The 24771-nt window shown below is 42.5% G+C and carries 20 protein-coding genes; 1 reads left to right on the top strand and 19 read right to left on the bottom strand.

The window, feature by feature from the left end; all coding sequences use genetic code 11:
* Positions 1–5: 5 nt before the first annotated feature.
* From NE638_RS05475 to NE638_RS05450, 6 genes are all read right to left on the bottom strand, one after another.
* Positions 6–1088, bottom strand: coding sequence for a hypothetical protein (locus NE638_RS05475; RefSeq protein ID WP_092068636.1), 1083 nt, complete (start codon positions 1086–1088; stop codon positions 6–8).
* Positions 1089–1112: 24 nt separating this feature from the next.
* Positions 1113–1802: a LicD family protein gene (locus NE638_RS05470; RefSeq protein WP_237971833.1), complete on the bottom strand. Its 690-nt coding sequence runs from the start codon at positions 1800–1802 to the stop codon at positions 1113–1115.
* 333 nt (positions 1803–2135) lie between these two features.
* On the bottom strand, positions 2136–3260 hold the full coding sequence (locus NE638_RS05465; RefSeq protein ID WP_092068641.1) for a glycosyltransferase family 1 protein: 1125 nt from the start codon (positions 3258–3260) through the stop codon (positions 2136–2138).
* Between the two features lie 31 nt (positions 3261–3291).
* Complete coding sequence (locus NE638_RS05460) at positions 3292–4326, bottom strand: glycosyltransferase family 2 protein (protein ID WP_092068645.1); 1035 nt, start codon at positions 4324–4326, stop codon at positions 3292–3294.
* An 11-nt stretch (positions 4327–4337) separates the two neighbouring features.
* The gene (locus tag NE638_RS05455; RefSeq protein ID WP_059086096.1) at positions 4338–5162 is read right to left on the bottom strand and encodes a DUF4422 domain-containing protein; all 825 of its coding nucleotides are present in this window, start codon (positions 5160–5162) and stop codon (positions 4338–4340) included.
* A 329-nt stretch (positions 5163–5491) separates the two neighbouring features.
* Positions 5492–6727: a zinc ribbon domain-containing protein gene (locus NE638_RS05450; protein WP_173745886.1), complete on the bottom strand. Its 1236-nt coding sequence runs from the start codon at positions 6725–6727 to the stop codon at positions 5492–5494.
* Between the two features lie 311 nt (positions 6728–7038).
* On the opposite strand from NE638_RS05450, the gene NE638_RS05445 reads away from it, so the two are divergent.
* Positions 7039–8148, top strand: coding sequence for a tyrosine-type recombinase/integrase (locus tag NE638_RS05445; RefSeq protein ID WP_173745885.1), 1110 nt, complete (start codon positions 7039–7041; stop codon positions 8146–8148).
* Positions 8149–8336: 188 nt separating this feature from the next.
* On the opposite strand, the gene galE is transcribed toward NE638_RS05445, so the two are convergent.
* From galE to cls, 13 genes are all read right to left on the bottom strand, one after another.
* Entirely contained in the window at positions 8337–9353 is a 1017-nt protein-coding gene (galE, locus tag NE638_RS05440; protein ID WP_015527335.1) for a UDP-glucose 4-epimerase GalE, read from the bottom strand.
* Positions 9354–9445: 92 nt separating this feature from the next.
* Positions 9446–10369: a sugar phosphate nucleotidyltransferase gene (locus tag NE638_RS05435; RefSeq protein WP_021652265.1), complete on the bottom strand. Its 924-nt coding sequence runs from the start codon at positions 10367–10369 to the stop codon at positions 9446–9448.
* Positions 10370–10512: 143 nt separating this feature from the next.
* A complete protein-coding gene (locus tag NE638_RS05430; protein WP_173745884.1) occupies positions 10513–11868 on the bottom strand; it encodes a sensor histidine kinase in 1356 nt (451 codons plus the stop codon).
* The gene (locus tag NE638_RS05425) at positions 11865–12539 is read right to left on the bottom strand and encodes a winged helix-turn-helix domain-containing protein (protein ID WP_173745914.1); all 675 of its coding nucleotides are present in this window, start codon (positions 12537–12539) and stop codon (positions 11865–11867) included. Before NE638_RS05425 ends, NE638_RS05430 begins: the two co-directional genes overlap by 4 nt.
* A 157-nt stretch (positions 12540–12696) precedes the next feature.
* Complete coding sequence (locus NE638_RS05420) at positions 12697–14517, bottom strand: Na/Pi cotransporter family protein (protein ID WP_015527339.1); 1821 nt, start codon at positions 14515–14517, stop codon at positions 12697–12699.
* A gap of 286 nt (positions 14518–14803) precedes the next feature.
* Entirely contained in the window at positions 14804–15304 is a 501-nt protein-coding gene (gene greA, locus NE638_RS05415; protein ID WP_015527340.1) for a transcription elongation factor GreA, read from the bottom strand.
* Positions 15301–15444, bottom strand: a complete 144-nt coding sequence (locus NE638_RS05410) for a hypothetical protein (protein ID WP_158526432.1) — start codon at positions 15442–15444, stop codon at positions 15301–15303. Before NE638_RS05410 ends, greA begins: the two co-directional genes overlap by 4 nt.
* Positions 15441–15974: a CarD family transcriptional regulator gene (locus tag NE638_RS05405; RefSeq protein ID WP_022427065.1), complete on the bottom strand. Its 534-nt coding sequence runs from the start codon at positions 15972–15974 to the stop codon at positions 15441–15443. The genes NE638_RS05410 and NE638_RS05405 overlap by 4 nt, the downstream gene beginning before the upstream one ends.
* 216 nt (positions 15975–16190) lie before the next feature.
* Positions 16191–19205, bottom strand: a complete 3015-nt coding sequence (locus tag NE638_RS05400) for a translation factor GTPase family protein (RefSeq protein ID WP_173745883.1) — start codon at positions 19203–19205, stop codon at positions 16191–16193.
* Between the two features lie 84 nt (positions 19206–19289).
* Complete coding sequence (locus NE638_RS05395) at positions 19290–20159, bottom strand: patatin-like phospholipase family protein (protein WP_092068663.1); 870 nt, start codon at positions 20157–20159, stop codon at positions 19290–19292.
* Between the two features lie 121 nt (positions 20160–20280).
* Complete coding sequence (locus NE638_RS05390) at positions 20281–21837, bottom strand: ABC-F family ATP-binding cassette domain-containing protein (RefSeq protein WP_021652255.1); 1557 nt, start codon at positions 21835–21837, stop codon at positions 20281–20283.
* Positions 21838–22059: 222 nt separating this feature from the next.
* Complete coding sequence (gene bsh, locus NE638_RS05385; protein ID WP_173745882.1) at positions 22060–23049, bottom strand: choloylglycine hydrolase; 990 nt, start codon at positions 23047–23049, stop codon at positions 22060–22062.
* Between the two features lie 17 nt (positions 23050–23066).
* A complete protein-coding gene (gene cls / locus NE638_RS05380; RefSeq protein ID WP_173745881.1) occupies positions 23067–24623 on the bottom strand; it encodes a cardiolipin synthase in 1557 nt (518 codons plus the stop codon).
* Positions 24624–24771 lie beyond the last annotated feature (148 nt).

Raw genomic sequence — 24771 nt, 5'->3', positions numbered from 1 at the left:
AAATATTATATACTTTGTTTCATTGCACTTTTTAAGAAATATCCTCTTCTTAATTTCCCACCAATTTTGCACGCATTAGCTTTTAATGTTTCATATTCTTCATCGAGCATATTGTCTATTATGTTTCTAATTTCATCTGTTGACTTTATTGTTATTCCACAATGATTTTTCTTAATAAAATTTGCTAATGCAGCTTCTTCCCATATAATTACAGGAATTCCAGCTGCCAAATACATTGATGTCTTATGCGGATTATTAATTTTAAGATAATCTCCATAAACTCCAGTACAAGTAGCACTGCTGTCCCCATCCCAGACCAAGCCAAAACTACCTTGTAGATTATAAATTAATTCTTCTGGATTAAATGCCCCAACATAATTTGTATTTGAAGAAGCTTTTTCTCGTTCAAAATTAATTCCATATAAATTAAAGTTACAATTTTCCGGTAAATTATATATATATCCAGCCTTATGTTTACTCAATGCTCCCGCTATGATAACTGGACCTTTTCTGCTTAAGTTTCTCTTTTCTAATAATTCTTCATTATAATTCTCAACTAAATAATCAAATATTCCTAATATATCCATTTTATCTTTATGTATTTTCCATTTTTCATGCATAAATGACTTCATTTTTTCATTATGCACAATGATTTTACTGCAATTCTTAAATGAACTAATTTCTTCAAATCTCATTCTAATTTTTCGAGATAATGGAACATCATTTCTTAATGTAAAACGAATTGCCTCAACGTCATGTATGATTATTGAAGTATGTATTCCTCTTTTTTCCAAATTTTTTATAAGTAATGAAAACAGCATTGTATGTTCTAACAATGGAAACTGAATATATATCCAATCATTTTTTTTTATTTTTTTTAATGCATTCTTCCATAACATATAAACATCATAATGTGCTTTTATTTTTCCTAATCTTGTTTTGTTTTCACGTCCTTCTATCAGGCATGGAATCTCAATTTTTTTTAAATTATTCCACTTAAAAATAGTTTCTACATCTTGTCTGGCTTTAACTCCAGCTGTTTTTTGTATCAACTTATGTTTATCGGTTTCCACAACATAATAATTCATTTATTATATCCGCCTTTCCCTCAATCATCCCTCAATATAAGCATCAAACTCATGATTTATCCGCTTACTTTCTGGCGGAAGTTGCATATAGTCTCCATATATTTGTGTCAAATAAAACTTCCAACATGCTGGCGCATGAAATTTTTTCCCACAAAATTCCACATCATTATATGGTAAGTATTCTTTCTTTTTCATTCTTTCATTAGGACCCAAACTCCAAGCAACTCCACCAATATACTCCTGTTTGTCAAAATCATACTGATGAGCCAGTTTATCTAATTTTCTCCCAAATCTTTCTGGTGTATACATTCGCAAAAAAAGAATCATCGGTATTTTAACTATACTTCGTACAAAACCTTTTCCTTTTCCTATAGTTGCACTGCATCGATTAATCCATTTTTTTAATGGTTCCGCTTTACTCAACAATATATCACTTTCTTCCTTATCATCCGGAAGACCATCCATCGGAAAAATATCAATCCACAAATGTTGATCAACATTTGAATATTCATTTTTTACATAGGTTCTTGTATCAATAATTTTGGCAAATGGCCAAAAACTATTTCCCATCTGTAGACTGATTAATTTATAATATGGTCGAATATTTCCTTTTCTTAATAAATCATGTAATTTATCAAAATCTGGACGTGGCATTAATAAATCAACATCATCATCCCATGGAATAAACCCTTTATGGCGTACTGCTCCTAACAAAGTTCCTCCCGATAAATAATATCTCAGCCCATTCTGATCACAGAATGCCGCAAACTCACATAATATATTCAAAATATACTTTTTAACTTCCGTATTATCTAACTTTCTCATACTTTACAGAGATAAAACACAAATCTCTTATCTCACTGTCCTTTCTTTAATATATAAAGGTTAAATAGTTATTGTGCGATATATATCCATAAAACGCGCTCCTATCTTTCTTCCCTATTAAACGTCTCATAGAAATAGCCTTATTGTCTGATTGTCTGATTGTTTTTTTTATTTTCTCTTTATCAGTCCATTATTCCACTACCGTTTCTTTTATTTTTAAACTTATTTGTTCACCACACCATTCAACAATAATTTTTCTAATTTTTTTGCTTCAGTATGAATTTCGTATCCTCGCATTGTAAAATTATCCACTATCTCCTTTTGGGACACTCGGTTTATATTTTCTTTGATATTTAAAATTTCTTCTGCCCAAGACTCCGCTGAATTTTCCAAATTCCAAAATATAAATGATGGATTAATTTTAACTTCTTTAGGAATTACACTGTCAGATGCTAACATAGGTACTCCATTTGCCTGAGCTTCCATCGCAGCCATGCTGAGGCCTTCAAATTTAGATGGAAACAAAAACAGATCGAATGTACTCAACCATCCACATATGTCTTTCTGAATTCCGGCCATATGTACATACTTATTTAGTTTCTTTTTATCAATCTCTTTTTCAAGCTTTGTCCTGTCTTCTCCATCACCTATTAAAATCAATCTTACTTTTGGTTCTTTTTTTATAAGTTTTTCAAATATGTCTAAAATAAACATTTGATTTTTTTGGAAATGCAACCTTCCTATATTTCCTATGATATAATTTTCTTCCCACTTCAAATCTCGCCGCAATTTTTTTCGCTTCACATCATCAAAACAATATTTTTCTACGTCTATCGCATTACTGATAATAATAGATTTTTTTATTATTGAAGAATCATAAAACCATTCCGAAGCTTCTTTTGAGCAGCTCCAAAAATCCGTTACATAATAAGCAATTCTTTTTTTATTATATTTATGTAAAATTCCTCTTAACCTGCTATCCATATTTTGAGAATTATGGCTATGTATAATTCTTCTTTTTATCCCATATTTTTTTGCCATTTTCAGATAATCAATATTGGCAAGACTACACACATTCACCCATATTGCATCATACTTAGAGGCATTATTTTCAAAAAAATTTTTTAATTCTTTTTTGTATTTTTTATAATTTTTACTTCTCGCAGGAAAATGAAAGGTTTGTGAACCATTGGAAATAATTTCTTCTTCGAAAGCGATTTTATTATATGAATTACATAAAAAATCAAAATGAAAGGTATTCTTATCCATGTAATGATAGTAATTCATAATAACACTCTCTACCCCACCTGGATTTTCTGTCATACCAAAAACTAATATTTTATACATAGGTTTCCTCACAATTTAATGTTTGACTATTTTAATTTCTACTTTTTTCGTAAATATAATTTTGATATGCCCGCACAATATATATGATACTTGCAATATGAACCAATTTATATTTCATAAAAAAAACAGGCAATGTTCTCGCTGAAAAATTATTCTTTATATGGAACTTTTTTATCGCATCTTTGAATACAGGTGTATTTATAATTTTTTTTATATGCTCTATTTTTTTTACATAATTTTCTTTATTATTAACGCAAAATATACCTCTAACACAGGCTATATTTAAATGCATTAAAATATAATCATTAAATGCCAATTGTACATTTTCATGTTGTTTTTCAATATACTTACTCGTTATATTCATAGCTTCAATATATTGAAGTACTTTTTTATCTGCGTTACTCCTCATCGTAGACTCATTGTCTATAGAATAATGGTAAAATATCGTATCACTTATGCTAATTCTGGAACAATGCATTAAATAATGTAATGTAAAATCACTATCCTCTGAAAGCTGCATTTTTGTATTAAAGCCAATTCTATTTTCATAAATAATGCTTTTCCTAAAAATCTTTCCCCAAACCTGCATGAATTTTGTTGGATTTGCGATCATTTCCAACTTCATTTTTTCTGCAGAGTCATTAAAATAATATGTTTTCTCTTCTTTATTGTTTATATAATTTGCTCTATTACCAATCTCGTAACTATATACATACAAATCCGCTTTAGCATTTAATATATCTTCGTAAATATATTTTTTGCTTTTAGATACTATATAATCATCTGCATCGACAAAGACAATCCATTCTCCTCTGGCGTTTTTCAATCCTTCATTTCTAGCTCTTGACACTCCTTTTTCCGAATGAATTAGTTTAACATTTTCTCCATATTTTTGAATTAATTTTAATGCAACACTATTGGTGTAATCAGTTGATCCATTTTCAACAATCAATATTTCACATTTCTCCATGTTACAAGTATGTGTAATACTTTCCACAGCTCTTTCTAATGTATCAGCCGCATTATATGCTGGAATAATATATGAAATTAATATTTTTTCATTCATAATCCTCTTATTTAAAAGCTCCCTTCATATCTTTTTCCAACAAACTTAGCTTTTAAAAACGCTGTACTCTTTTTCCACCAATTAATCTTTTCCATATGCTGGTAAGGCAACTCTTTAATCTCATTTTTCTTAATTTTTCCTAGTTTAATCTCACCATCAAGCCACACATTAAATATTATCTCGCTTACTCTTCCATAAAATCGCCCCTGAAATGCTGATAATTCCTGTGGATCGATGCGTTTTTCTAACTCGAAGAGAATATCAAATAACCATTCACAATAATCATTCAGATATCTTTTTTGCATGATCATCATATTGAACATATATCCGTAAGTGTGTTTTACAACTTCATCATAACTTTTCAGATAGTCGGGATATTTTTCAGCGATTATCTCTCTGGTGATATCTAATTGAGATGCATAATGTGTATGTTCATAATGGGAATATAAGGTTTCTATATAATACTTTCTTTTTTTAGGTACAAAAATTTTATATTTTTCCAACATTGGGCGCAGCTCATTATACGTAAGAACACCTTCAAATGGTGCCTTGGTTTTCTTTCCAAAATGGCGTCTGTAATGTGCCAATCCTGTATAATCCGTGTCAAGATTTTTCCACGCCCAATATAAGCCTGTAAGCTCACAATACGCAGCGTTTTTGTTTGAAATGTTTTCTCCTGTATTATCTTTTTGATACCCTAAATCCAGCGGATTTCCATTCTGATCTGTTTTTCCCTCTGCGCCAACATGCAGTGGAAGATACATTGCATCTTGAGGCATTTCATATTTTTTATGTGTTGCTACTATAATTTTTACTGTAGGCGTATTCTTCGTCATTTCAATATTTCCTTACATGCTTTCTCTCTTTTTTCTATTCATCCTCCATATGCAAGTTTTTATTTTTCATAACTTCGAATACACTCCCCAACTCAAAAGCCGGCACATTCTTCGCCGTGCCCACACCTTCTTCAGGTACACACACGACAGGCGGTATTCAACCCGACGGTGTTTATCACTGATATACACCGTGTTTTGCTTTCGCTTTCTTTTTGTCAGCACGGCAAAGCCGATGCACTGACTTTATGACATCTGTTTTCTGACATGCCATAAGGTCAATCCACCTGCTCGCTTTTCATACTGATATTCTGTTTCCTTTGTTCTTCCCTTCATGCTCTGCGTCCAAACTGTGTCAGGCACTTTTTCCCGAGATTTCTCACAGCATTCAGATACCGATTCGTCTGGTGTCCGTTGGCACAGCAGCATAGTTCTGTTCTGGTGTCAGTCCGAATGATTTCTGCACCACACTTTGCACAAATTTTGCTGATGCCGGTGGCGTGGACTTCGATAACAATGATTCCGTTTTTCCAGGCTTTGTAGTCCAGGTACTGGCGAATCCTGGTGCTTAAGTGGAGCGGGCCCCAGTTTCCTGAGCCTTTCATGACGTTTCTGGAATATTCCTGGTTATAACGTGGAAGTACGATCACAGAAACGTCCTGCTCTACAGCAAAACGTAAGATCTGGCTTGTGACCTGGTGTCCATAGTGTTCAGAAAGATGTTTCAGATGCATCCAGTATTTCTGATCAACTCTGCCTGTCTGTCTGCCTCCGGTTGCTTCCTGGGACTTCTGGATCTTTTCCAGAAGCTTTCTGCAATGGTGCCTGTATTCCTTTCCGCCTTTCCAGAACTTCACTGCGATCTCCTGACCGGTTCCGTCCAGAACAACGCCTACCGCAAAGGCATCACTGTTTGTAAACTGAATACAGAGTATCCTGCATCCTGCCTGCATCCTCTGACGTACGGTTGCTGTATTTTCATTGTTCTGACGTACTGGAACATGCAGCATGTCATATTTGTATTCAAAAACTACGGATGGTGACATGAGTCTGGCGTTTTCCGGAAAGTCTCTGCCTGACAGCCGGCAATGCATCCAGGTCCATGTGTCTCCTGTCCAGACACGCAACGTGATCTCTTTAGCGGAAAAATCCTGATACATTCCTTTGTAATAGGTAACTGCTGCATTTAGTTTCTCGGCTCTGCCGATCTTCTCATCCTGGGCAAAACGGCTGAGATAGCTTTTGGCTGAAGCAATTCCTTCATTGGCTGCTGCTCTTCGAAAATACAGTGGAACCTTTTGCCAGGGGAGGGGATCTGATGGTATGCGTCCGCCTCGTCCCGGAATGCTCATGATCTCCAGCTCGCGCAAAGTCTGCTGGCTTCCCAGTTCCCAGAGATCCGTATGATCCAGAAGCAGGTTGTAATAAAATTCAGCGATCCGGTTATAAAATTCCTGCGTGGTCCGCAGCCATTCCGGATGTCTGCACCAGAGATGCAGTCGCCAGGTAGTGATGCTGTAGCCGCTTTTTCCGGTGTTTTCTTTTTTGCCGGTTTCCGGTTCTTTCATTTTGGTTCTCCGTTTTTTGCAAAGAAAAATCATTATAATATAACTTATCTAAATTATTATTTTTGTCACTTATCATTTCCATAAGCGACAGGTGATTTTCTCTCAAATTGCATAGTTTTTGAATCTTAATCAATGATAGCATTGCACCCTGTCACTGTCAAGATACGAAAAATGCACCACTTTCGACCAAAAATGCAGGTTTTTTCGGTTAAATTTTTTTATATACGACAAATTTTCCTTTTTTTCGCTTATTAGTGGTCACAAAAATGGTCAGACTTTTGCTATAATAGTGCGAAAAGGAGACTACGATTATGCCTAGAAAAGGGGAAAATATCAGAAAAAGAAAAGATGGCCGATGGGAAGCACGCTATGAAAAATGTCGTGACCAGAATGGACGGATCCAGTACGGATATCTGTATGGTCGTACATACGAGGCTGTAAAAAAGAAAAAGCTGGCTATTTTATGTCAGAATAATCTTCAAAACTCTCCGGGAAAGTGTTATGTATTTCGAAACCTCAGTGAAGAATGGATGTTATCCATGCGTTACGCTGTAAAGCTCAGCACCTATGCCTGCTACGAAACACTTCTTGATACACATATCCTTCCGGAATTTGGTGATATGCCGCTGAGATACATTTCTTCTGCTTCTGTATATGCCTTCTCTGAAAAGCTGAAACGGCAGGGGCTTTCGCCACGTACCATCAAAAATCTTCTGATCCTGTTCCACAGCATTTTACGCTATGGTGAAAAACAGGGGTATCTGAATCTTTCACAGCTTGAATTTCGGTATCCCAAAATAAATACCAGTCCTTTTCAGCTTATTTCTCATGAACATCTCACAAAGCTGATCACCGTTCTCTCTGCTGAGGACTCAGAATTTCCCATCGGCATCCTGCTATGTATTTATACAGGGATCCGCGTTGGCGAGCTCAGCGGCATCCGTTGGGAAGATATTGATTTTGATAAAAAGCTGCTACATATAAGGCGAACGATCTCACGGATAAAAAATCTTGATTATTCTGGTGAATCTGATGACGAACCCAAAACCGTTTTAATGATAGGTCCTCCTAAATCAGTCTCATCCATCAGGGATATTCCAATCCCTGATTTTTTATTGAAAAAAATGAAGCGGATTGCTGCTGAACCTGATTCATACCTGCTGACGGGTACGAATCGTAAATGTATGGAGCCCAGAAATATACAGCGTAAATTCCAGAAGCTCCTTCAGCAATGTGAAATCCCCAGTATCAACATTCATTCTCTCCGGCATGCTTTTGCCACCCGTTGTACGGAAATGGGATTTGACAGCAAGACACTTTCTGAAATTCTGGGACATTCGTCCGTCAAGATCACCATGGATATTTATGTGCACAGCAGCATAAAACAAAAGCAGAAGTGCATGGAAAAGCTAAACTATTAGCAGTCAGAATTATGGTCAAAGCAGGCCGGAAGTCCGCATTTATACGGGTTTCCGGCTTGCTTGTCGCTTATGGAAATGATAAGCGACTTTTTTACCCTCAAAAAAACAACACGGCAGACATCCCTCCGGGGCTGTCTGCCGTGTTTTATATCGCTTTTATGTTTTTATGTAATTAAGCTTTCTGTTCCTTAAGCCTCATATCCATTAGGGTTCTGGCTCTGCCATCTCCAGGAGTCTGCACACATCTCGCGGATTCCGTTCTCTGCCTTCCAGCCAAGCTCTTTCTCAGCTTTGGTTGCATCGGAGTAGCAGGTTGCGATGTCGCCTGGGCGGCGTGGTTTGATCACATATGGGATCTTGACGCCGGTAGCTGCCTCAAAGTTCTTAACGATATCAAGAACACTGTAGCCTTTTCCGGTTCCAAGGTTGTAGATGCTTAATCCGGAATTGTCTTCCAGCTTCTTAAGGGCTTTTACATGGCCCTTGGCAAGGTCTACTACGTGGATGTAGTCACGGACACCTGTTCCATCCGGTGTATCGTAATCGTTTCCGAATACGCCAAGCTCTTTCAGCTTGCCTACTGCTACCTGTGTGATATATGGCATCAGGTTGTTCGGGATACCATTTGGATTCTCACCGATGGTTCCGCTCTTATGAGCACCGATCGGGTTGAAGTAACGAAGAAGAACTACGTTCCACTCCGGGTCTGCCTTCTGGATGTCTGTAAGGATCTGCTCCAGCATGGATTTGGTCCAGCCATATGGGTTGGTACACTGTCCCTTCGGGCACTCCTCGGTGATCGGGATCATTGCCGGATCTCCGTATACGGTTGCTGAGGAAGAGAAAATAATATTTTTAACATTATGTTTTCTCATCACGTCTACAAGAGTAAGGGTTCCTGCGATATTGTTCTCATAATACTCCCACGGCTTGGCAACAGATTCACCAACTGCTTTCAGTCCTGCAAAATGAATACAGGAGTCGATCTCTTCTTTGTCAAAAACTTCATTTAATGCTTCGCGGTCCAGGATATCTGCTTTATAGAATTTCACCGGTTTGCCTGTGATCTTGGATACTCTGTCCAGAGCCTTCTCACTGGAATTGCATAAATTGTCAACTACTACAACATCATATCCTGCGCTCTGCAGCTCGACAACGGTATGACTTCCAATGTATCCTGCTCCACCTGTTACTAAAATTGCCATAGTTTTTCTCCTCCTCTATTGGATCTAACTGTTCCTGTTTATTTTAGCACTGTTCCTTTGTTTCCACAATAGCAGAAAACCAGGTTTACTACTTAATCCCAGAGTCCCTGCGGATAAAGTCCCTGATCCTTCAGATTCTGGATCGCGGCTACCACTACCGGTTTGTCCTCTTTATAGGTCACTCCGTACCATTTATCCTGTGTGGTAAGGACCCTGACTGCTGCCTTTTTTTCCTGGAGGAGCTCGTCAACTACAAACGGAAGGAAATATTCGCATTTCAGAGGATTTTCCGGGATGCTCTTTTCAAGGAATACCGGGAAGCGTTTTACCAGCTCTTTCATAAATCCGCCGGTGAATCCCCACATGTTCATGGATACCGGAGTCTCTCCCGGGAGACTTGTCCAGGTTTTTCCATCGTCCTCTGTGTAGGCTGCTCCGCCGTCACGTTTCTCAATGTGTGTTCGCTCATTGATATCTGCAAGATATCCATTTTCATCTGTCTCACAGACACCTCTGGAAACGTAGCCGTTGTCTGTCAGGGTATTCTCAAGACGGTAGCCTACCATCATATACTGGGCAGGTACGGTGTCCTCCTGGGCCTGGATCAGGAAATCATACGCCATCTTAAAGGCATGGGTTCCATAATAATCATCTGCATTGATCACCACAAACGGTCCGTCGATCTCTCCGGCACAGCTTAATACCGCATGTCCGGTTCCCCATGGCTTCACACGGCCTTCCGGAACCTGGAAGCCTTCCGGGATGTTGTTGAGATCCTGATGCACATAAACGATCTCCACCTTGTCACTTAAGCGGTCGCCGATGGCATCGCGGAAATCCTGTTCATTCTCTTTTTTTATGATGAATATCACTTTCTTAAAGCCTGCACGTACGGCATCATAAATGGAAAAATCCATGATGATATGACCTTCCTGATCTACAGGATCGATCTGTTTCAGTCCGCCGTAGCGGCTTCCCATTCCTGCTGCCATTACTACCAGAACCGGCTCTTTCATAATTTTGTTCCTCCTGATTTTTAGAAATACAGGGATTTTTTCCCATACATAGTTTAAGCCGGTCAGATTCTCATCCGACCGGCCTTTGAACCTTTTTTTATTATACTACACTTCACCGTGAAATCCTACTGATTATTTTCAGTTTATTTTCGGTCAGAAGTATTCTCCGGGAAAACGATCTCCATCCTGGTTCCAACTCCCTGTTCACTTTCCACGTTGATCTGTGCATGATGAAGCGTTGCTCCATGCTTCACAATGGAAAGCCCCAGACCTGTTCCGCCGGTCTGTCTGGAATGGCTTTTATCTACCCGGTAAAAGCGCTCAAAGATCCTTCCCTGTTCACTTTTCGGGATTCCGATCCCGTCATCTGCCACACAGTAGAACGGATGCCCTTTCCGGTTGCCTACCATGATCCGCACATGACCATTCTGTTCTGTATAGCGAACTGCATTGTCTGCAATATTAAAAAGCATCTCATAGAGTACATGGCGGACACCCTTGATCTTCTCTGCACTTCCGGCAAGCTCAAGGAAAATATTTTTCTTTCCGGCAGGATGTCTGAGATTATTTCTTACGTCTTCCGCAAGCTCATAAAGATCCACCTCTTCAAAAGGAACCTCACTGTTGCTTTCATCCAGTCTGGAAAGCTGGATGATATCCGCTACCAGATTGGAAAGTCTTATTGATTCATGGTAGATCCTTCCGGAAAATTCCTGTATATGATCTGCCGGAACCATGCCGTTCATCATAAGCTCCGCATAACCGGAAATGGACATCAGAGGGGTCTTCAGCTCATGGGAAACATTTGCAGAAAATTCCTTCCGGATCTCCTCTGCCTCCTTCAGTTCTTTTACCTGCTGCCGGATCTGCCGGTTCTGTTCATCCACCCGCACAAGAAGGGGACGCAGCTCCTCATAGCACACATTGTTCAGCGGATGCTCCAGATCCAGATCGTTGACCGGACGGATCAGCTCTCTGGTCTGTCTCTGTGCAAAAACAAACTCCAGGATCAGTACCAGGAGCATCAGAAGTCCCAGCACAGCAAGACTTGAGATCCATGTGGAATATATGGAGTCTACGGTTTTTCCTACACGGAGCACGTTTCCGTCATCCAGCTTCGCCGCATAATAAAAGGTCTTTTTTGCAAAGGTTTCTGAATAACGGATACTTTCGCTTTTTCCATTTTTTTCTGCCTGTATAAATTCCGGACGATTACTGTGATTTGCCAGTTTTTTCGGAGAGGCCTCAGAATCGTAGAGAACGGTTCCGTCTTTACGGATGAGAGTCACACGACTTGATGATACTGTCTGAAGCTTTTTTGTGAGAAAGGAATCTCCATACTCATCCATGGCAAGGCAGATATACTGCGCTTCCTCACGGACTCCCCGCTGCATGTATGTGTTTAATTTATTGTAGGTGACCACACTTGCTGCCAGAAACGTGACAAGAACAGCAAAAATGATCATAATGCTTGTATGATGCAGAATTTTCTTTTTCATACATGATCTCCGATCCGGTATCCCACGCCACGCACTGTCTCGATCAGATTTCCGGCTTCCCCCAGCTTTTGTCGAAGAGTCCGTACATGAACATCTACAGTCCTTGTTTCTCCGTCAAAATCATAGCCCCACACATGGCACAGGATCTGGTTTCTGGACATGACCAGTCCTTTGTTCTCCATAAGATATTCCAGAAGCTCGAATTCCTTTCTGGTCAGCTCCTTCACCTCACCCTGATAGCTGACTTCGTGACGGGACACATTGACACGAAGATCCTTACAGTACAGCTCTCTCTCTTCGCTCTGCCTTGCGCAGCGCCGAAGGACCGCTTTGACCCTGGCTACAAATTCCATCATCCCGAAGGGCTTGGTGATGTAATCATCTGCGCCGCCCTCCAGACCTTTTACCTTGTCAAACTCCGCTTCTTTGGCTGTGACCATGATCACCGGGATATCCCGGGTCCTGGTATCACTTTTCAGTCGTTTCAAAATATTATACCCATCTTCACCCGGGAGCATGATATCCAGCAGGATCAGTTCCGGCAGATTTTTTTTCATGGCTGTGTCAAGTTCTGCCCCGGTTTCAAAACCTTCTGCCTCAAAGCCTGTTGTCTCCAGGGTATAGACAAGAAGCTCTCTGATATTTCTCTCATCTTCCACACAGTAGATCATTCTATATCCTCTCTGTTCTTTTTTTGCCGTTGGCACTTCATAATCGTCTGGTCTTTTTTGTTCCATGCCTTCAGTATAACTGCTTTCTTTTTACTGCACAAGCCCTGGCCGTCTGCTGATACAGATAACCAGGGCATGGCATTATTTCGATATCTTTTTATTGGCTGCCTGCCGCTGCCATCTGGGCTGCCGCCGGCTCATCCTTTATTTCCGGAAGCTGATACTGACTCCGGATCACCTCCAGCGCACGGTAGAAGGTTTCGTCCGGCCCATGTTTGATCTGCTTCAGGTGCTGATGTGTATCAAAAGCATCTTCATGAACCTGTGTCACACAAACACCGATATTGGAACAGTGATCTGCCACACGCTCCAGGCTGGTAGTCACATCGGACAGGATGAATCCCATTTCAATAGTACATTCTCCGGCGCGAAGTCTCTGGATATGCCGGTATTTCAGTTCCTTGCTGAGTTCATCGATCACTTCCTCCAGTGGCTCGATCTCTCTCGCAAGCTGCACATCCTGATTTTCGTAAACCTTGTAAGCAATATCTACAATGTCTTCCACCGCATGCTCCATGACACGTAACTCTTCCAGCGCCTTATCCGAAAACTTCAGGCCTTTTTCATAAAGCTCCTGTGCGGATTCCATGATGTTCACACCGTGATCGGAAATCCTCTCGAAATCACCGATACAGTGGAGCATGATGGAAACACTATGACTGTCATGAACGGAAAGATCCTTCTGGTTCAGTTTTACAAGATAGGTTCCAAGTTCATCCTCATAACGGTCTACCTTTTTCTCTGCTTCTTCCACCAGAGCCTTTCCTTCTGCGCTGAAATTCTTCAGAAGGTCCAGGGCGGTAAACAGAGTTCTGTGAGAATCCTCTGCCATTTTTTTCGCTGCATTCCTGCTCTGCTCAACTGCAAATGCAGGTTTCTCCAGAAAACGGCTTTCCAGGATCATGAAATCCGGATCTGCTGCCACCTTCTCCTCCTCTTCCTTCCTGTCGCGGATAGTAAGACAGGCAAGCTTCTCCAGAGCCTTTCCAAACGGAAGAAGAACAAGAGTTGCCGTGATATTGAAGGCACTGTGCAGGATCGCGATCCCGGCCGGAGTCGCTGCCTGTGCCATAAATGAAAAATGTACTGCTGCATTTATCGCATAAAATACTGCCATGAACAGCATGGTTCCGATCAGATTGAAATACAGATGGACCATAGCCGCACGTTTTGCGTTTTTGCTGGCTCCGATGGCTGAAAGGATCGCAGTGATACAGGTACCGATATTCTGTCCCATGATAATAGGAAGTGCTGCACTGAACGGTACCATTCCGGTAAGGCACAGTGCCTGGAGGATACCAACCGATGCGGAGGACGACTGGATGATCGCTGTCAGCACTGCTCCGGCCACAACTCCAAGGATCGGATTGGAGAATTTCACCAGCATTCCGGTAAACTCCGGTACCTCTGCAAGAGGTTCCACAGCTCCGCTCATGGCATTCATTCCATACATCAGGATCGCAAAGCCTACAAAGATCGCTCCCACGTCCTTTTTCTTCTGGCTTTTTGTAAACATGATCAGAACCACGCCGATCAGTGCCAGTATCGGTGAAAATGACGTCGGCTTAAAAAGCCGGATAATAAAGTTATCACTCTGGATACCTGTAAGACTTAAGATCCATGAGGTTACGGTAGTACCGATATTGGCACCCATGATGATTCCCACAACCTGGGACAGCTTCATGATTCCCGAGTTTACAAAACCAACGACCATAACGGTAGTTGCCGAGGATGACTGGATCACTGCAGTCACACCCATTCCAAGAAGAACGGCTCTGATGGGATTGGAGGTAAGTGTCTCCAGGATCCGCTCAAGCTTTCCGCCTGCAACCTTCGCAAGCCCGTCTCCCATTAAGTTCATTCCATAAAGGAAAATAGCAAGGCCGCCAAGCAATGCCAGTACGCTGAAAAAGTCCATAATACTCTCCTTCACTTTCTCTTTTTGATATGTTTGATTTCCTTTTTTCTCATTTCAACGATTTTCATAATAGCGGCCTATTGTAAAATTTTCCCCACTGGAATGTAAAATCTGTGTAAAAAAAATAAAACAGAGGATCCTGTTACGGGAAACCGATTTCCCGTCAGGATCTCTCTGTCCTATATATCGTACAGTGGTTTTTATCCTTATGATGTGTTTTGTGCTGCGGATATTCTCATTCCGCTGAGCTGCATGCTCATGAGCAGAGTTGCCCTGCGATCTGTGATCAGAATCCGCGGATCTCCTCATCCTCAGATCCGGTCTTGTCGATGGATTTTATTACAAGGTAATAGCTGTAATCATCATTGACCTTTACTTCCACCCGGTCTCCTACACGATGACCGCGCAGTGCCTTGCCGATAGGCGATTCGATACTGATACGGTTTTCCATGGAATTTCCGCGGATGGAAGTAACCAGCTTGTACTTCTCCACCTCATTATCTTCTTCAAAAAGAACTTCCACGATATCGTCCATTCCCACTTCGTCAGATCTGGAAGCATCGGATACAATGGATGCCGTCTTCAGCATCCTCTCCAGATAACGGATGCGGCTCTCGTTCTGATTCTTATGCTTCTTGGCTGCATAATACTCAAAGTTCTCACTTAAGTCTCCCTGGGCACGTGCCTCCTTGACCGCCTCAATGGCTTCCTTACGTACTACCAGTTTACGGTGTTCAATCTCCTGCTCTATTTTTTCAACATCCTTGCGGGTAAGCTGTTCTCTCATTTCTCTGGCATCTCCTTTTCTTTATAACATTCAGACTGATCCTGGATCTGTTCTCCACTTCCTGTGAAGCTTCTGTCACAGATACAGGATTTCTGGAAGGTTACCGGAAATACCATAGCAGATACGCTCTGCTTTGTCAAACAGCGCATACCTGTTCTTCGGCTTCCTTCTGCTGGTGTACTCGCTGTTCAATATAATCTGCCATATGTTCTTTGGGGATATCCAGTAACATGGAAAATTCAGAATAGAGATGATCCTCTGCAAGCTTCAGATACCGCTCGTCTGTAGCGGTTGTTTTTTTGCCATGAGATAATCTGGCCTGTTTTCTGACGTAGATCGTCTTGATGATCCGAAGAAGATCTCTGCATTCACAGGTACGGATGCATTTCTTGTAGCTATCCTCCCGGAATTTCTCATTCTCAATACTCAGTGTCTCAATGGATGGGATCTCATCGATAAGCCTCTCCGCTTCTTCCCTCGTAATGATTCCGCGAAGCACCTGCTTTCCACCTTCCACCGGTGTAAATATCTTCCCATCTGTTTCTCCTCCGGGCCTCAGTACATAATAAAGCTTCTCGCCGGAGGAACCATCCACCCTCATTGTGGTAACTCCTGTTACCTGGCAGATGCCGGTACGACCATACACAACATATTCGCCTGTTTCAAACATTTTTCCACTTCCTTTCATTTTTTTACTTTTCTTTTGTTATCCTGGCGCTTATTGTGCTCTAATGAAAGCTCCCTGCCAGGTTATATATCCAGACAAGGAGCTTCTCACTGAGGATTCTATCCTTATTTTACTACTTTTCCCATTTATTTGCAAAAGAATTCAAAAAGTTTTTTTATTTTTGTGAAATATGCCCACAATGAGGGCATATATTTTTTGTTATAATTCTTCTTTTTTCTTTCTTCCCAGACGGATGTCTTCCATATGAGATTTCAGTTCCGGTGTCATACTGTCAAAGAGATAGGTTTTGCTGTTGTCCCTGCGCTCCTGCCATTCTTCTCTCATCTGCTGTTTTGCGGAAGCGATCTCATCTTTGAATCCGCGCGCTGAGATCCTGGCGGCTCCCTGTCCCATAATGATGATCTGCTCCAGTCCGTCTGATGTGGCAACTGTCACGTTATGCTTCCGTCCGATTTTATGGACAGTGCGTTCAATATACTGGTCTGCAGTTTCCGCTTCTTTTGTATAGACAACATGAATGTTATGATACTGGAAGGTTTCCTCCGGATGGCCCTCCACACGGTAGGCATCAAATACCAGGATCAGGATGCAGCCCTTGATTCCCTGATAATCGCTTAATATATCCATTAACCTGGACTGTGCCGCATGAAAGTCTGCCTGTGCCAGATCTCTTAAATCCTCCCATGCAAATATGATATTGCAGCCGTCCACCAGCAGATAGTCCTCTCTGTGGATGGCCGGACTGCTGTTTCTCCAGGCGCCGTGACCGGTTTTTGCCGGAAGGCCGGAATCTGCTGCACCTTTGCCTCCCTTCCCGGAAAAGCTGCTTCCGCTTTCCGGATTTCCGAAGCTTCGGCTGTTACTGCTGTATTTCTTTGAGCTCACCGGACCAAAGGTTTTCTCAAAGATTGCCTTCAGTTCTTTTTCCTCTTCGTAGCTTCCATACATGGAGGTATATTTTCCACGGCCGGCATTGGCTGTTCTGTGATCCGGACTGTTTTTGGCTGTTCCCTGAACTGAACGCACTCCTGCAAAGCTGTTGTCGGAATCCTCATAGGCATCATTACTGTCCGAAAGCTGAGCTCCTTCCAGATGCATATATTCTTCTACCTCATACCAGGGAACCACGAAGCCTGCTCCATGGGCACAGAATACAGAGCCTGTAGGATTCTCAAGATCTCTCTCGGAATCATAGCCGATCTCCTCTGCGATCTGCTCCTGATCCTGACAGGGTTCATAGCCCTTCAGAGTACAGGTCAGATGACCTCTGCCTCTTGTGTAGGAAACTACCTGGCTCTGATAATCCCTCATTTTTGCCACCGGCGCACTTCCTGTGATCACCGACAGCTCTCCCTGGGTTTCCGGCCCCTGAAAGGTTCCCTGCATCCTCTGGATATCCGTCATGGCACGTCCTACATTTTCTGCCGGAACCTCAAGTCGGAAGCTGTAATAGGGTTCCAGAAGAACTGTCTCCGCTTTCTTGAGGCCCTGGCGCACAGCACGGTAGGTCGCCTGCCGGAAATCTCCACCTTCCGTATGCTTCTGATGTGCCCGCCCGGTGAGAAGTGTGATCTGCATATCGGTGATGGGTGATCCGGTAAGGACTCCCAGATGCTCTTTTTCCTCCAGATGTGTCAGGATCAGCCGCTGCCAGTTCCGATCCAGCTGATCTTCATTTGCCGCGGTAAAAAACTGCAGTCCGCTTCCTCTCTCTCCCGGTTCCAGAAGAAGATGCACCTCTGCATAATGACGAAGCGGTTCAAAATGTCCCACGCCTTCCACCGGTGCGGCAATGGTTTCTTTGTATACGATATTACCGGTTCCAAATTCTACTGCCACATGAAAGCGCTCCCAGATCAGATGCTTCAGGATCTCGATCTGTACCTCGCCCATCAGCATGGCGTGGATCTCTCCCAGCTGCTCATCCCACATGATATGAAGCTGCGGTTCTTCCTCCTCCAGCTCCTTCAGGCTTTTCAGCATCCTGTGAGCGTCACAGCCCTCCGGAAGGATGATCTGATAATTCAGTACCGGTTCCAGCACCGGCATGGCAGAATCCGCCTCAATGCCAAGTCCCTCTCCCGGATATGTTTCGGTAAGACCTGTAACTGCACAGACGGTTCCTGCCTCTGCCTCTTTGAGCATTTCAAATTTTGCACCGGAATAGATACGGATCTGATCTGCCTTTTCCTCCCAGATTTCATCTGCCGGAATACCATTTCTTCCTGCATTGGTCAGCGTCTCCTTAACCTTCAGGCTGCCGCCGGTGATCTTCATATAAGTGAGACGGTTTCCCTGCTCATCTCTGGCGATCTTAAAGATCCTGGCTCCGAATTCCGCGGGATAGGACGGTACTGCCATGTAGGTCTCCATTCCATGGATAAAAGCATCTACGCCTTCCATCTTCAAGGCAGATCCAAAAAAGCATGGAAAAAGCTTTCGTTCCAAGATCAGCTCTGCCACGTCCTTTTTTGTGATCGTTCCTGTTTCCAGGAAGCTTTCCAGAAGGTTCTCCTCACACATGGCGATATTTTCCAGAAAATCATCAGTTCCATTTATTTTATCAGAAGCGCCCTGCGTTTCGAATATATTCTCTTTTTCTGCTTCATTGGCGTTGTCTTTCAGCTGCATTCCTTCAGCTGACGGAGATTTCCCGGAGTTATCCACAGGATTCTCCTTTTTCCCTGCTGCTTCTGCACCGGAGCATTCCAGTTCTCCACTAAAATCCACACAGCATCCGCTTAATTTCTTCTTCAGCTCCTCAAGAAGTCTTTCCCTGTCTGTTCCTTCCTGATCCATTTTATTTACAAAAAGAAATGTTGGGATCTTATACTGTGTCAGCAGTCTCCACAATGTCTGTGTATGCCCTTGCACACCATCTGCTCCGTTGATCACCAGGATCGCATAATCCAGCACCTGCAGGGTACGCTCCATCTCAGCAGAAAAATCCACATGCCCCGGCGTATCCAGAAGTGTCACTTCCATATCCCCCATGGAAAAAACTGCCTGCTTTGAAAAAATGGTGATTCCTCTCTCCCTCTCAAGCTCATAGGTATCCAGATACGCATCCTTGTGATCGACTCTTCCGATTTTCCGGATCCTTCCGCATTTAAAAAGCAGGCCTTCCGATAATGTCGTCTTTCCTGCATCCACATGGGCAAGCACGCCCAGGCTTATATGTCTGTGTTTTATATTCTGAGGTTTTTCTCCCATTGAAAATACCCCTTTCTGTTGTAATGATATCCAATATCATAACATAGAAAGGGGTATAAGTCGAATTTTGTTTCGGTCTGTGATTCAGGAATCCAGGTAGGCTTTCAGCTTCTCCAGATCCTTTTTCATATCTGCTCTTCCTGTCTGGTAGATCCGCTCCAGATTGCTCTCATCACGCTCGATCATCGCCGCCTGGATGGGACTGCTCGGACGGATGATATGAACGCGACCCTCTTTTTCCAGAGCAGACAGTTCCTCCAGTGTTTCATTATAATGGATATGCCGTTCCTCCAGATCCTTCAGAAAAGCCGGATATTTATGTAATACTGCTTTCAGAAAAAGCTGCATCTTCGGGTTCGCTTTTTTTCGGTACTTCACATCTCTGGTAAGCACCACTACGTTTTTTTCGTATCCCCTGGAAAGCATCCACTTAACCGGGATCGGATCAGACACACCACCGTCCAGAAGTCTCTTTCCCCCAAGCTTCACCGGTCGGGAGGCTATCGGGATCGATGCAGATGCGCGCATCCATTCAATATCCTCCACATCTCCGTTGGGACATTCATGATACACCGGTTTTCCTGTATCCAGGTCCGTACACACCACTGTAAATTTCATGGGATTTTCTGCGTAGGTCTGACGGTCAAAAATATCCAGTTTCCAGGGCAGTTCATAATATCCGAATTCCCGGCTGTATACATCTCCTGTGGTGATCCAGTTCCGGATGCTTGCAAGTCTTTTATCCTTGCAGTACTTTTTGTTATAGCGAAGAACTCTTCCGATCTGCCTGGACTTATAATTGCATCCAAAAACAGCTCCAGCCGATACGCCCACCGCACTGTCTGCGTAAATCTCATTTTCCATCAGAACATCGATCACACCGGCTGTATACAAGCCCCGCATACCGCCGCCCTCCATAACGATACTGAATTTTTTCAATTGTGTTTCTTTCATTTATTTGTCCTCTGTATTCTGTCTGGCAGACTCTGCTGCCCTTATGCTGTCATCTTTATGTCCCATTTATTGTACTTTTCGAATTATATCGGTCTTTTCTGCCATATATCTATATCCATTATCAGAATATCTTGGTTGTCCACTTGCTCATATCCCAGACTTCATTTACCACATCCTGGTAAAATTCCGGTTCATGGCAGATGAGAAGGATACTTCCGCGGTATTCCCGGAGAGCTTTTTTCAGCTCGTCTTTTGCATCTACATCCAGATGATTGGTAGGCTCGTCCAGAAGAAGAATATTGGTGTCACGGTTCACCAGCTTGCAAAGACGCACTTTTGCCTGCTCACCACCGCTTAAAACTCGTACCTGGCTCTCAATATGCTTGGTCGTCAGGCCGCATTTTGCCAGTGCGGAACGCACTTCATACTGGGAAAATGACGGAAATTCCTGCCAGAGCTCTTCGATACAGGTAGTTCGATTCTCACCTTTAACTTCCTGCTCAAAATATCCGATTTCAAGGTTCTCGCCCTGCTCCACGCTTCCGGAAAGAGGCTTGATCAGTCCAAGAAGGCTTCGAAGAAGTGTTGTTTTTCCTATTCCATTGGTTCCCACCAGTGCGATCTTCTGTCCTCGCTCCATAGTAAAATTCAGTGGCTTGGAAAGCGGCTCATCATAACCGATCACAAGGTCATGTGTCTCAAAAAGCATCTTTCCTGGTGTTCGGCCATAACGGAATTTGAACTCCGGCTTCGGCTTCTCTGCTGCCAGCTCGATCACATCCATCTTGTCCAGCTTTTTCTGGCGGGACATAGCCATGTTTCTTGTGGAAACACGTGCCTTATTCCTTGCTACGAAATCCTTCAGCTCACTGATCTCCTGCTGCTGTTTGCGGTAAGCAGCCTCCAGCTGTGCCTTCTTGACCGCATAGACCTCCTGAAAATGATCGTAATCTCCTACATAACGGTTCAGTTCCTGATTTTCCATGTGATAGATAATGTTAACTACAGAATTCAGGAAGGGAATATCGTGGGAAATAAGGATAAAGGCATTCTCATAATCCAGAAGATATCTTTTCAGCCATGCAATATGCTCCTCATCCAGATAGTTGGTAGGCTCATCCAGAAGCAGGATATCTGGCTTCTCGAGAAGAAGCTTCGCAAGAAGTACCTTGGTTCTCTGTCCGCCGCTTAGATCCGTAACATCACGGTCAAGCCCAAGATCCAGAAGGCCCAGAGCTCTGGCAACCTCCTCCACTTTGGCATCGATCGCATAAAAATCGTGAAGTGTCAGTTCGTCCTGGATCGTTCCAAGCTCTTCCATCAGACCATCCATCTCGTCAGGATCTGCAGTTCCCAGCTTGTCGCAGATCTCGTTCATCCGTTCTTCTTTTTTGAGAAGAGGATCAAAAGCGGATTTCAGCACCTGGCCGATGGTCATCCCCTTTTCCAGAACTGCATGCTGATCCAGATAGCCTGCGTGGACATTTTTTGCCCACTCTACCTTGCCCTCATCCGGCATCAGTTTTCCAGTCACGATACTCATAAATGTGGACTTTCCTTCGCCATTAGCGCCTACAAGTCCGATGTGTTCTCCCTTAAGAAGCCGAAAAGACACATCTTCGAAAATCGCTCTGTCTCCAAACCCGTGAGTCAGGTGTTCTACATTTAAAATACTCATTTGTTATATTCCTTTATCATTGTGGTTTTTCTGTTTTCCCGGAAGGGATTTTTAATAATGCTATAGTATTATACTTGATATTTTTCTCTGCTGTAAAGTCAAATCTCTGTATACACTGCGATCGGCTGACTGGCAGCTTTTTGTATTACCGGTTAAGCTGCTGAATACTATTGAATAATTTTCCATCTTCCTATCTCATTATCTTCTGTAAAAATCCTGTTCTTATTTATTATGCCATCGGATCTCACCGTTTAATATGATCGGATAACGGATCAGCTTGTCTGAATCAAGGTTTTCCGCATACATATCTACTGCGGTTATCTGGTGATTATCATATGTGGTATAATAATAAATTCCCTTTGTCGTGTTGCAGCATGAAGTATAGATCGTGATCTCATATGCGCCCTCTGATACCTCACAGCATCCCCGCTGCTGATCAACAGAGCCTAAAATATGGAAAAACTGGCTGACACTTTCGTTTTCCCCATCTCCGGATATTGCGTTTAATTTTGTAAATGCAACCTTTACAAATCTTGACTGGCTTGAAAGATCTCCCGGAATTCCCATTCCGCCCATTCCTCTGCTGTATGGATCCAGCTCCAGCACTCCTGCAAATGTACTTTCCGGCTGCTTTCTGGATACACCTGCATAATTGTTAAGTGCAAACATCTGACCGGGGAATGGAGGATTATTTGTAAGTACGCCAACAGGATTGTCATAGATGTGCATTCCGTCTTTCATGGATTCTACAACGATGCATTCCTCCTTGTCTGCGATCATCCAGTGAAGCTGTGCCGTTGGAAGCTGTTCACTGAAGGGTGTTCCCATAAGCTTCATATTGGAAAGCATCCTCCTTGCTTCAGCCACCGAAGCACACTGGGTAAGGATCCATGGAATAAATTCATATTGCGCCACCTGGACAAGATCCTTATCTGCCTCTGTCGCTTCATCTGCATATGCCGCATTCCCCACAAAGTTAAGTCCTGCCATACCCAGTCCCTTTTCATTAGCCGCATCATAATAAAGCGGATAATCTCCTGCTACAAACGCCATTCCTATAAGAGCATAATGTGTTTTTGCTTTTCCTGCATATCGGAAATCGAACTCATAATTTCTTGGGGTTATGGTCACCTCTTCACCATAGGAAAACTCATAGTCAAGAGTTCTTCCCATATAAAAATCCTTTGTCTGATACGTTGCTGCTGTACACATAGATCTACACCTCTTCCTTACAATAATCCTGCAAACAATCTCATGAAAAGCTGTCCCAGACGAAGATATGCACTGCGTCCTGTACGGTATTGTTCTGTTACTTCCCGACATTCCTTCATTGTTTCTTCCAGGTCATTTCTTATGGATAACACAGCCGGACTGTCTGCCATAAAGCATCCGTTTTCAAAATGATGATAAAGACTTCTGTAATCCAGATTTATGGTTCCGCATGTTGCCATACAGTCATCTGCCACGCTCATCTTGGCGTGACAGAAGCCAGGTGTCCACTCGTAGATCCGCACTCCATTTTTAACCAGTCCATGATAAAAGGAACGTGTAACACTGTAAATCATTTTTTTATCCGGGATTCCCGGTGTAATGATCCTGACATCAATCCCCCGCTTTGCAGCAAGACACAGCGCATGTGTCATTTCATCCGTAATGATCAGATATGGCGTTATAAACCAGCAGTATTTTTCAGCTTTGTTGACCATGCTGATATAAACTTCCTCTCCTACCTGTTCATCATCCATTGGACTATCTGCATAAGGCTGTACAAATCCGTTCTGAGCTGCCTTATATTCTGATCTTATAAAATATTTGCTGAAATCCTCATTATTATTCCTGTCATTGGCTGCATTCCACATTTCAAGGAATGTTGCTGTCAGCGACTGAACTGCATCGCCTTCAAGACGGATCCCGGTATCCTTCCATTGTCCGTAGGGATGGGTATAATTGAAATATTCATTTGCCAGATTATAGCCGCCTGTGAAAGCTACTTTTCCATCGATCACGGTTATTTTTCGATGATCACGGTTGTTCAGAAATACATTCAGACCCGGCATAAAAAGATTAAATACCCGGCAGTGGATTCCGATCTGCTCCATCTTTTTTACGAAATCCGTATTAATAAAGCCAATAGAGCCCATATCATCATAAAATACTCGCACCTCCACGCCTGCCTGCACACGCTCCTCCAGCACTTTCTGGATCTTTTTCCAGGCCTCTGCATCTTCTATCGCATGGTATTCCATAAAAATAAACTTTTCAGCCTTTGACAGTGCTGATAACTGTGCTTCTAATCCCTTTACCGCCTCATCATAATAAACAATATCCGTATTCTGGTATACGGGATAACCTGCATTTTTCCAAATATACTCACTGATATTTCCTGCTTTTGGGATTTTGTTTTTGATATTTTCCAGTTTTTCCCGATTATCCGGCAGAAGCGGCAGAAGCTTTCTGTCGATATCCGCATATCGTTCTCGCATTTTACGGGTTCCGCCATTTAATCCGATCAGCAGATACAGTGCTACACCCATAATCGGAAACACAAGTATCAGAATGATCCACGGCATTTTCATGGAAGAGGTCTGATCGGATGCATATAGTGCCAGAACCAGAATTCCTGCAAAGACTCTAGTCAGCAGATTAACGATCTCCGCATATTCATTCAGCCTTGTGATCACGATAATGATAAAAGCTGCTTCCAATAAAATGCAAAGCACCGAAAAGCATAATCGAATGACACCGTTTTTCGTTTTTGCTCTGCCCTCCAGTGTATCCTGCTTCATAAAACCGCCCCTTTCTGCATTGAATGAGAATTTTCTGTTGTGCGTAAGCCTAACTGAATATTCCTGTTGCGTAATAAAATCAACAATTATCGTCTATACTACAAACAGCGGAGCTCTGACCTGATGATTCCTTGTCCACTGTAATAAA

The sequence above is a fragment of the Blautia sp. MSK.18.38 genome (genome assembly GCF_024460535.1).
GTDB lineage: Bacteria > Bacillota > Clostridia > Lachnospirales > Lachnospiraceae > Blautia_A > Blautia_A fusiformis.
The sequence above is the reverse complement of the archived record's forward strand: the minus strand, read 5'-3'. Positions and strand labels throughout refer to the sequence as shown.

What these genes read in the sequence shown, in the direction of transcription:
- NE638_RS05475 (WP_092068636.1), bottom strand. Translation starts at nt 1,088, where the DNA reads ATGAATTATTATGTTGTGGAAACCGATAAACATAAGTTGATACAAAAA.
- NE638_RS05465 (WP_092068641.1), bottom strand. Translation starts at nt 3,260, where the DNA reads ATGTATAAAATATTAGTTTTTGGTATGACAGAAAATCCAGGTGGGGTA.
- NE638_RS05460 (WP_092068645.1), bottom strand. Translation starts at nt 4,326, where the DNA reads ATGAATGAAAAAATATTAATTTCATATATTATTCCAGCATATAATGCG.
- NE638_RS05455 (WP_059086096.1), bottom strand. Translation starts at nt 5,162, where the DNA reads ATGACGAAGAATACGCCTACAGTAAAAATTATAGTAGCAACACATAAA.
- NE638_RS05450 (WP_173745886.1), bottom strand. Translation starts at nt 6,727, where the DNA reads ATGAAAGAACCGGAAACCGGCAAAAAAGAAAACACCGGAAAAAGCGGC.
- NE638_RS05445 (WP_173745885.1), top strand. Translation starts at nt 7,039, where the DNA reads ATGCCTAGAAAAGGGGAAAATATCAGAAAAAGAAAAGATGGCCGATGG.
- galE (WP_015527335.1), bottom strand. Translation starts at nt 9,353, where the DNA reads ATGGCAATTTTAGTAACAGGTGGAGCAGGATACATTGGAAGTCATACC.
- NE638_RS05435 (WP_021652265.1), bottom strand. Translation starts at nt 10,369, where the DNA reads ATGAAAGAGCCGGTTCTGGTAGTAATGGCAGCAGGAATGGGAAGCCGC.
- NE638_RS05430 (WP_173745884.1), bottom strand. Translation starts at nt 11,868, where the DNA reads ATGAAAAAGAAAATTCTGCATCATACAAGCATTATGATCATTTTTGCT.
- NE638_RS05425 (WP_173745914.1), bottom strand. Translation starts at nt 12,539, where the DNA reads ATGATCTACTGTGTGGAAGATGAGAGAAATATCAGAGAGCTTCTTGTC.
- NE638_RS05420 (WP_015527339.1), bottom strand. Translation starts at nt 14,517, where the DNA reads ATGGACTTTTTCAGCGTACTGGCATTGCTTGGCGGCCTTGCTATTTTC.
- greA (WP_015527340.1), bottom strand. Translation starts at nt 15,304, where the DNA reads ATGAGAGAACAGCTTACCCGCAAGGATGTTGAAAAAATAGAGCAGGAG.
- NE638_RS05405 (WP_022427065.1), bottom strand. Translation starts at nt 15,974, where the DNA reads ATGTTTGAAACAGGCGAATATGTTGTGTATGGTCGTACCGGCATCTGC.
- NE638_RS05400 (WP_173745883.1), bottom strand. Translation starts at nt 19,205, where the DNA reads ATGGGAGAAAAACCTCAGAATATAAAACACAGACATATAAGCCTGGGC.
- NE638_RS05395 (WP_092068663.1), bottom strand. Translation starts at nt 20,159, where the DNA reads ATGAAAGAAACACAATTGAAAAAATTCAGTATCGTTATGGAGGGCGGC.
- NE638_RS05390 (WP_021652255.1), bottom strand. Translation starts at nt 21,837, where the DNA reads ATGAGTATTTTAAATGTAGAACACCTGACTCACGGGTTTGGAGACAGA.
- bsh (WP_173745882.1), bottom strand. Translation starts at nt 23,049, where the DNA reads ATGTGTACAGCAGCAACGTATCAGACAAAGGATTTTTATATGGGAAGA.
- cls (WP_173745881.1), bottom strand. Translation starts at nt 24,623, where the DNA reads ATGAAGCAGGATACACTGGAGGGCAGAGCAAAAACGAAAAACGGTGTC.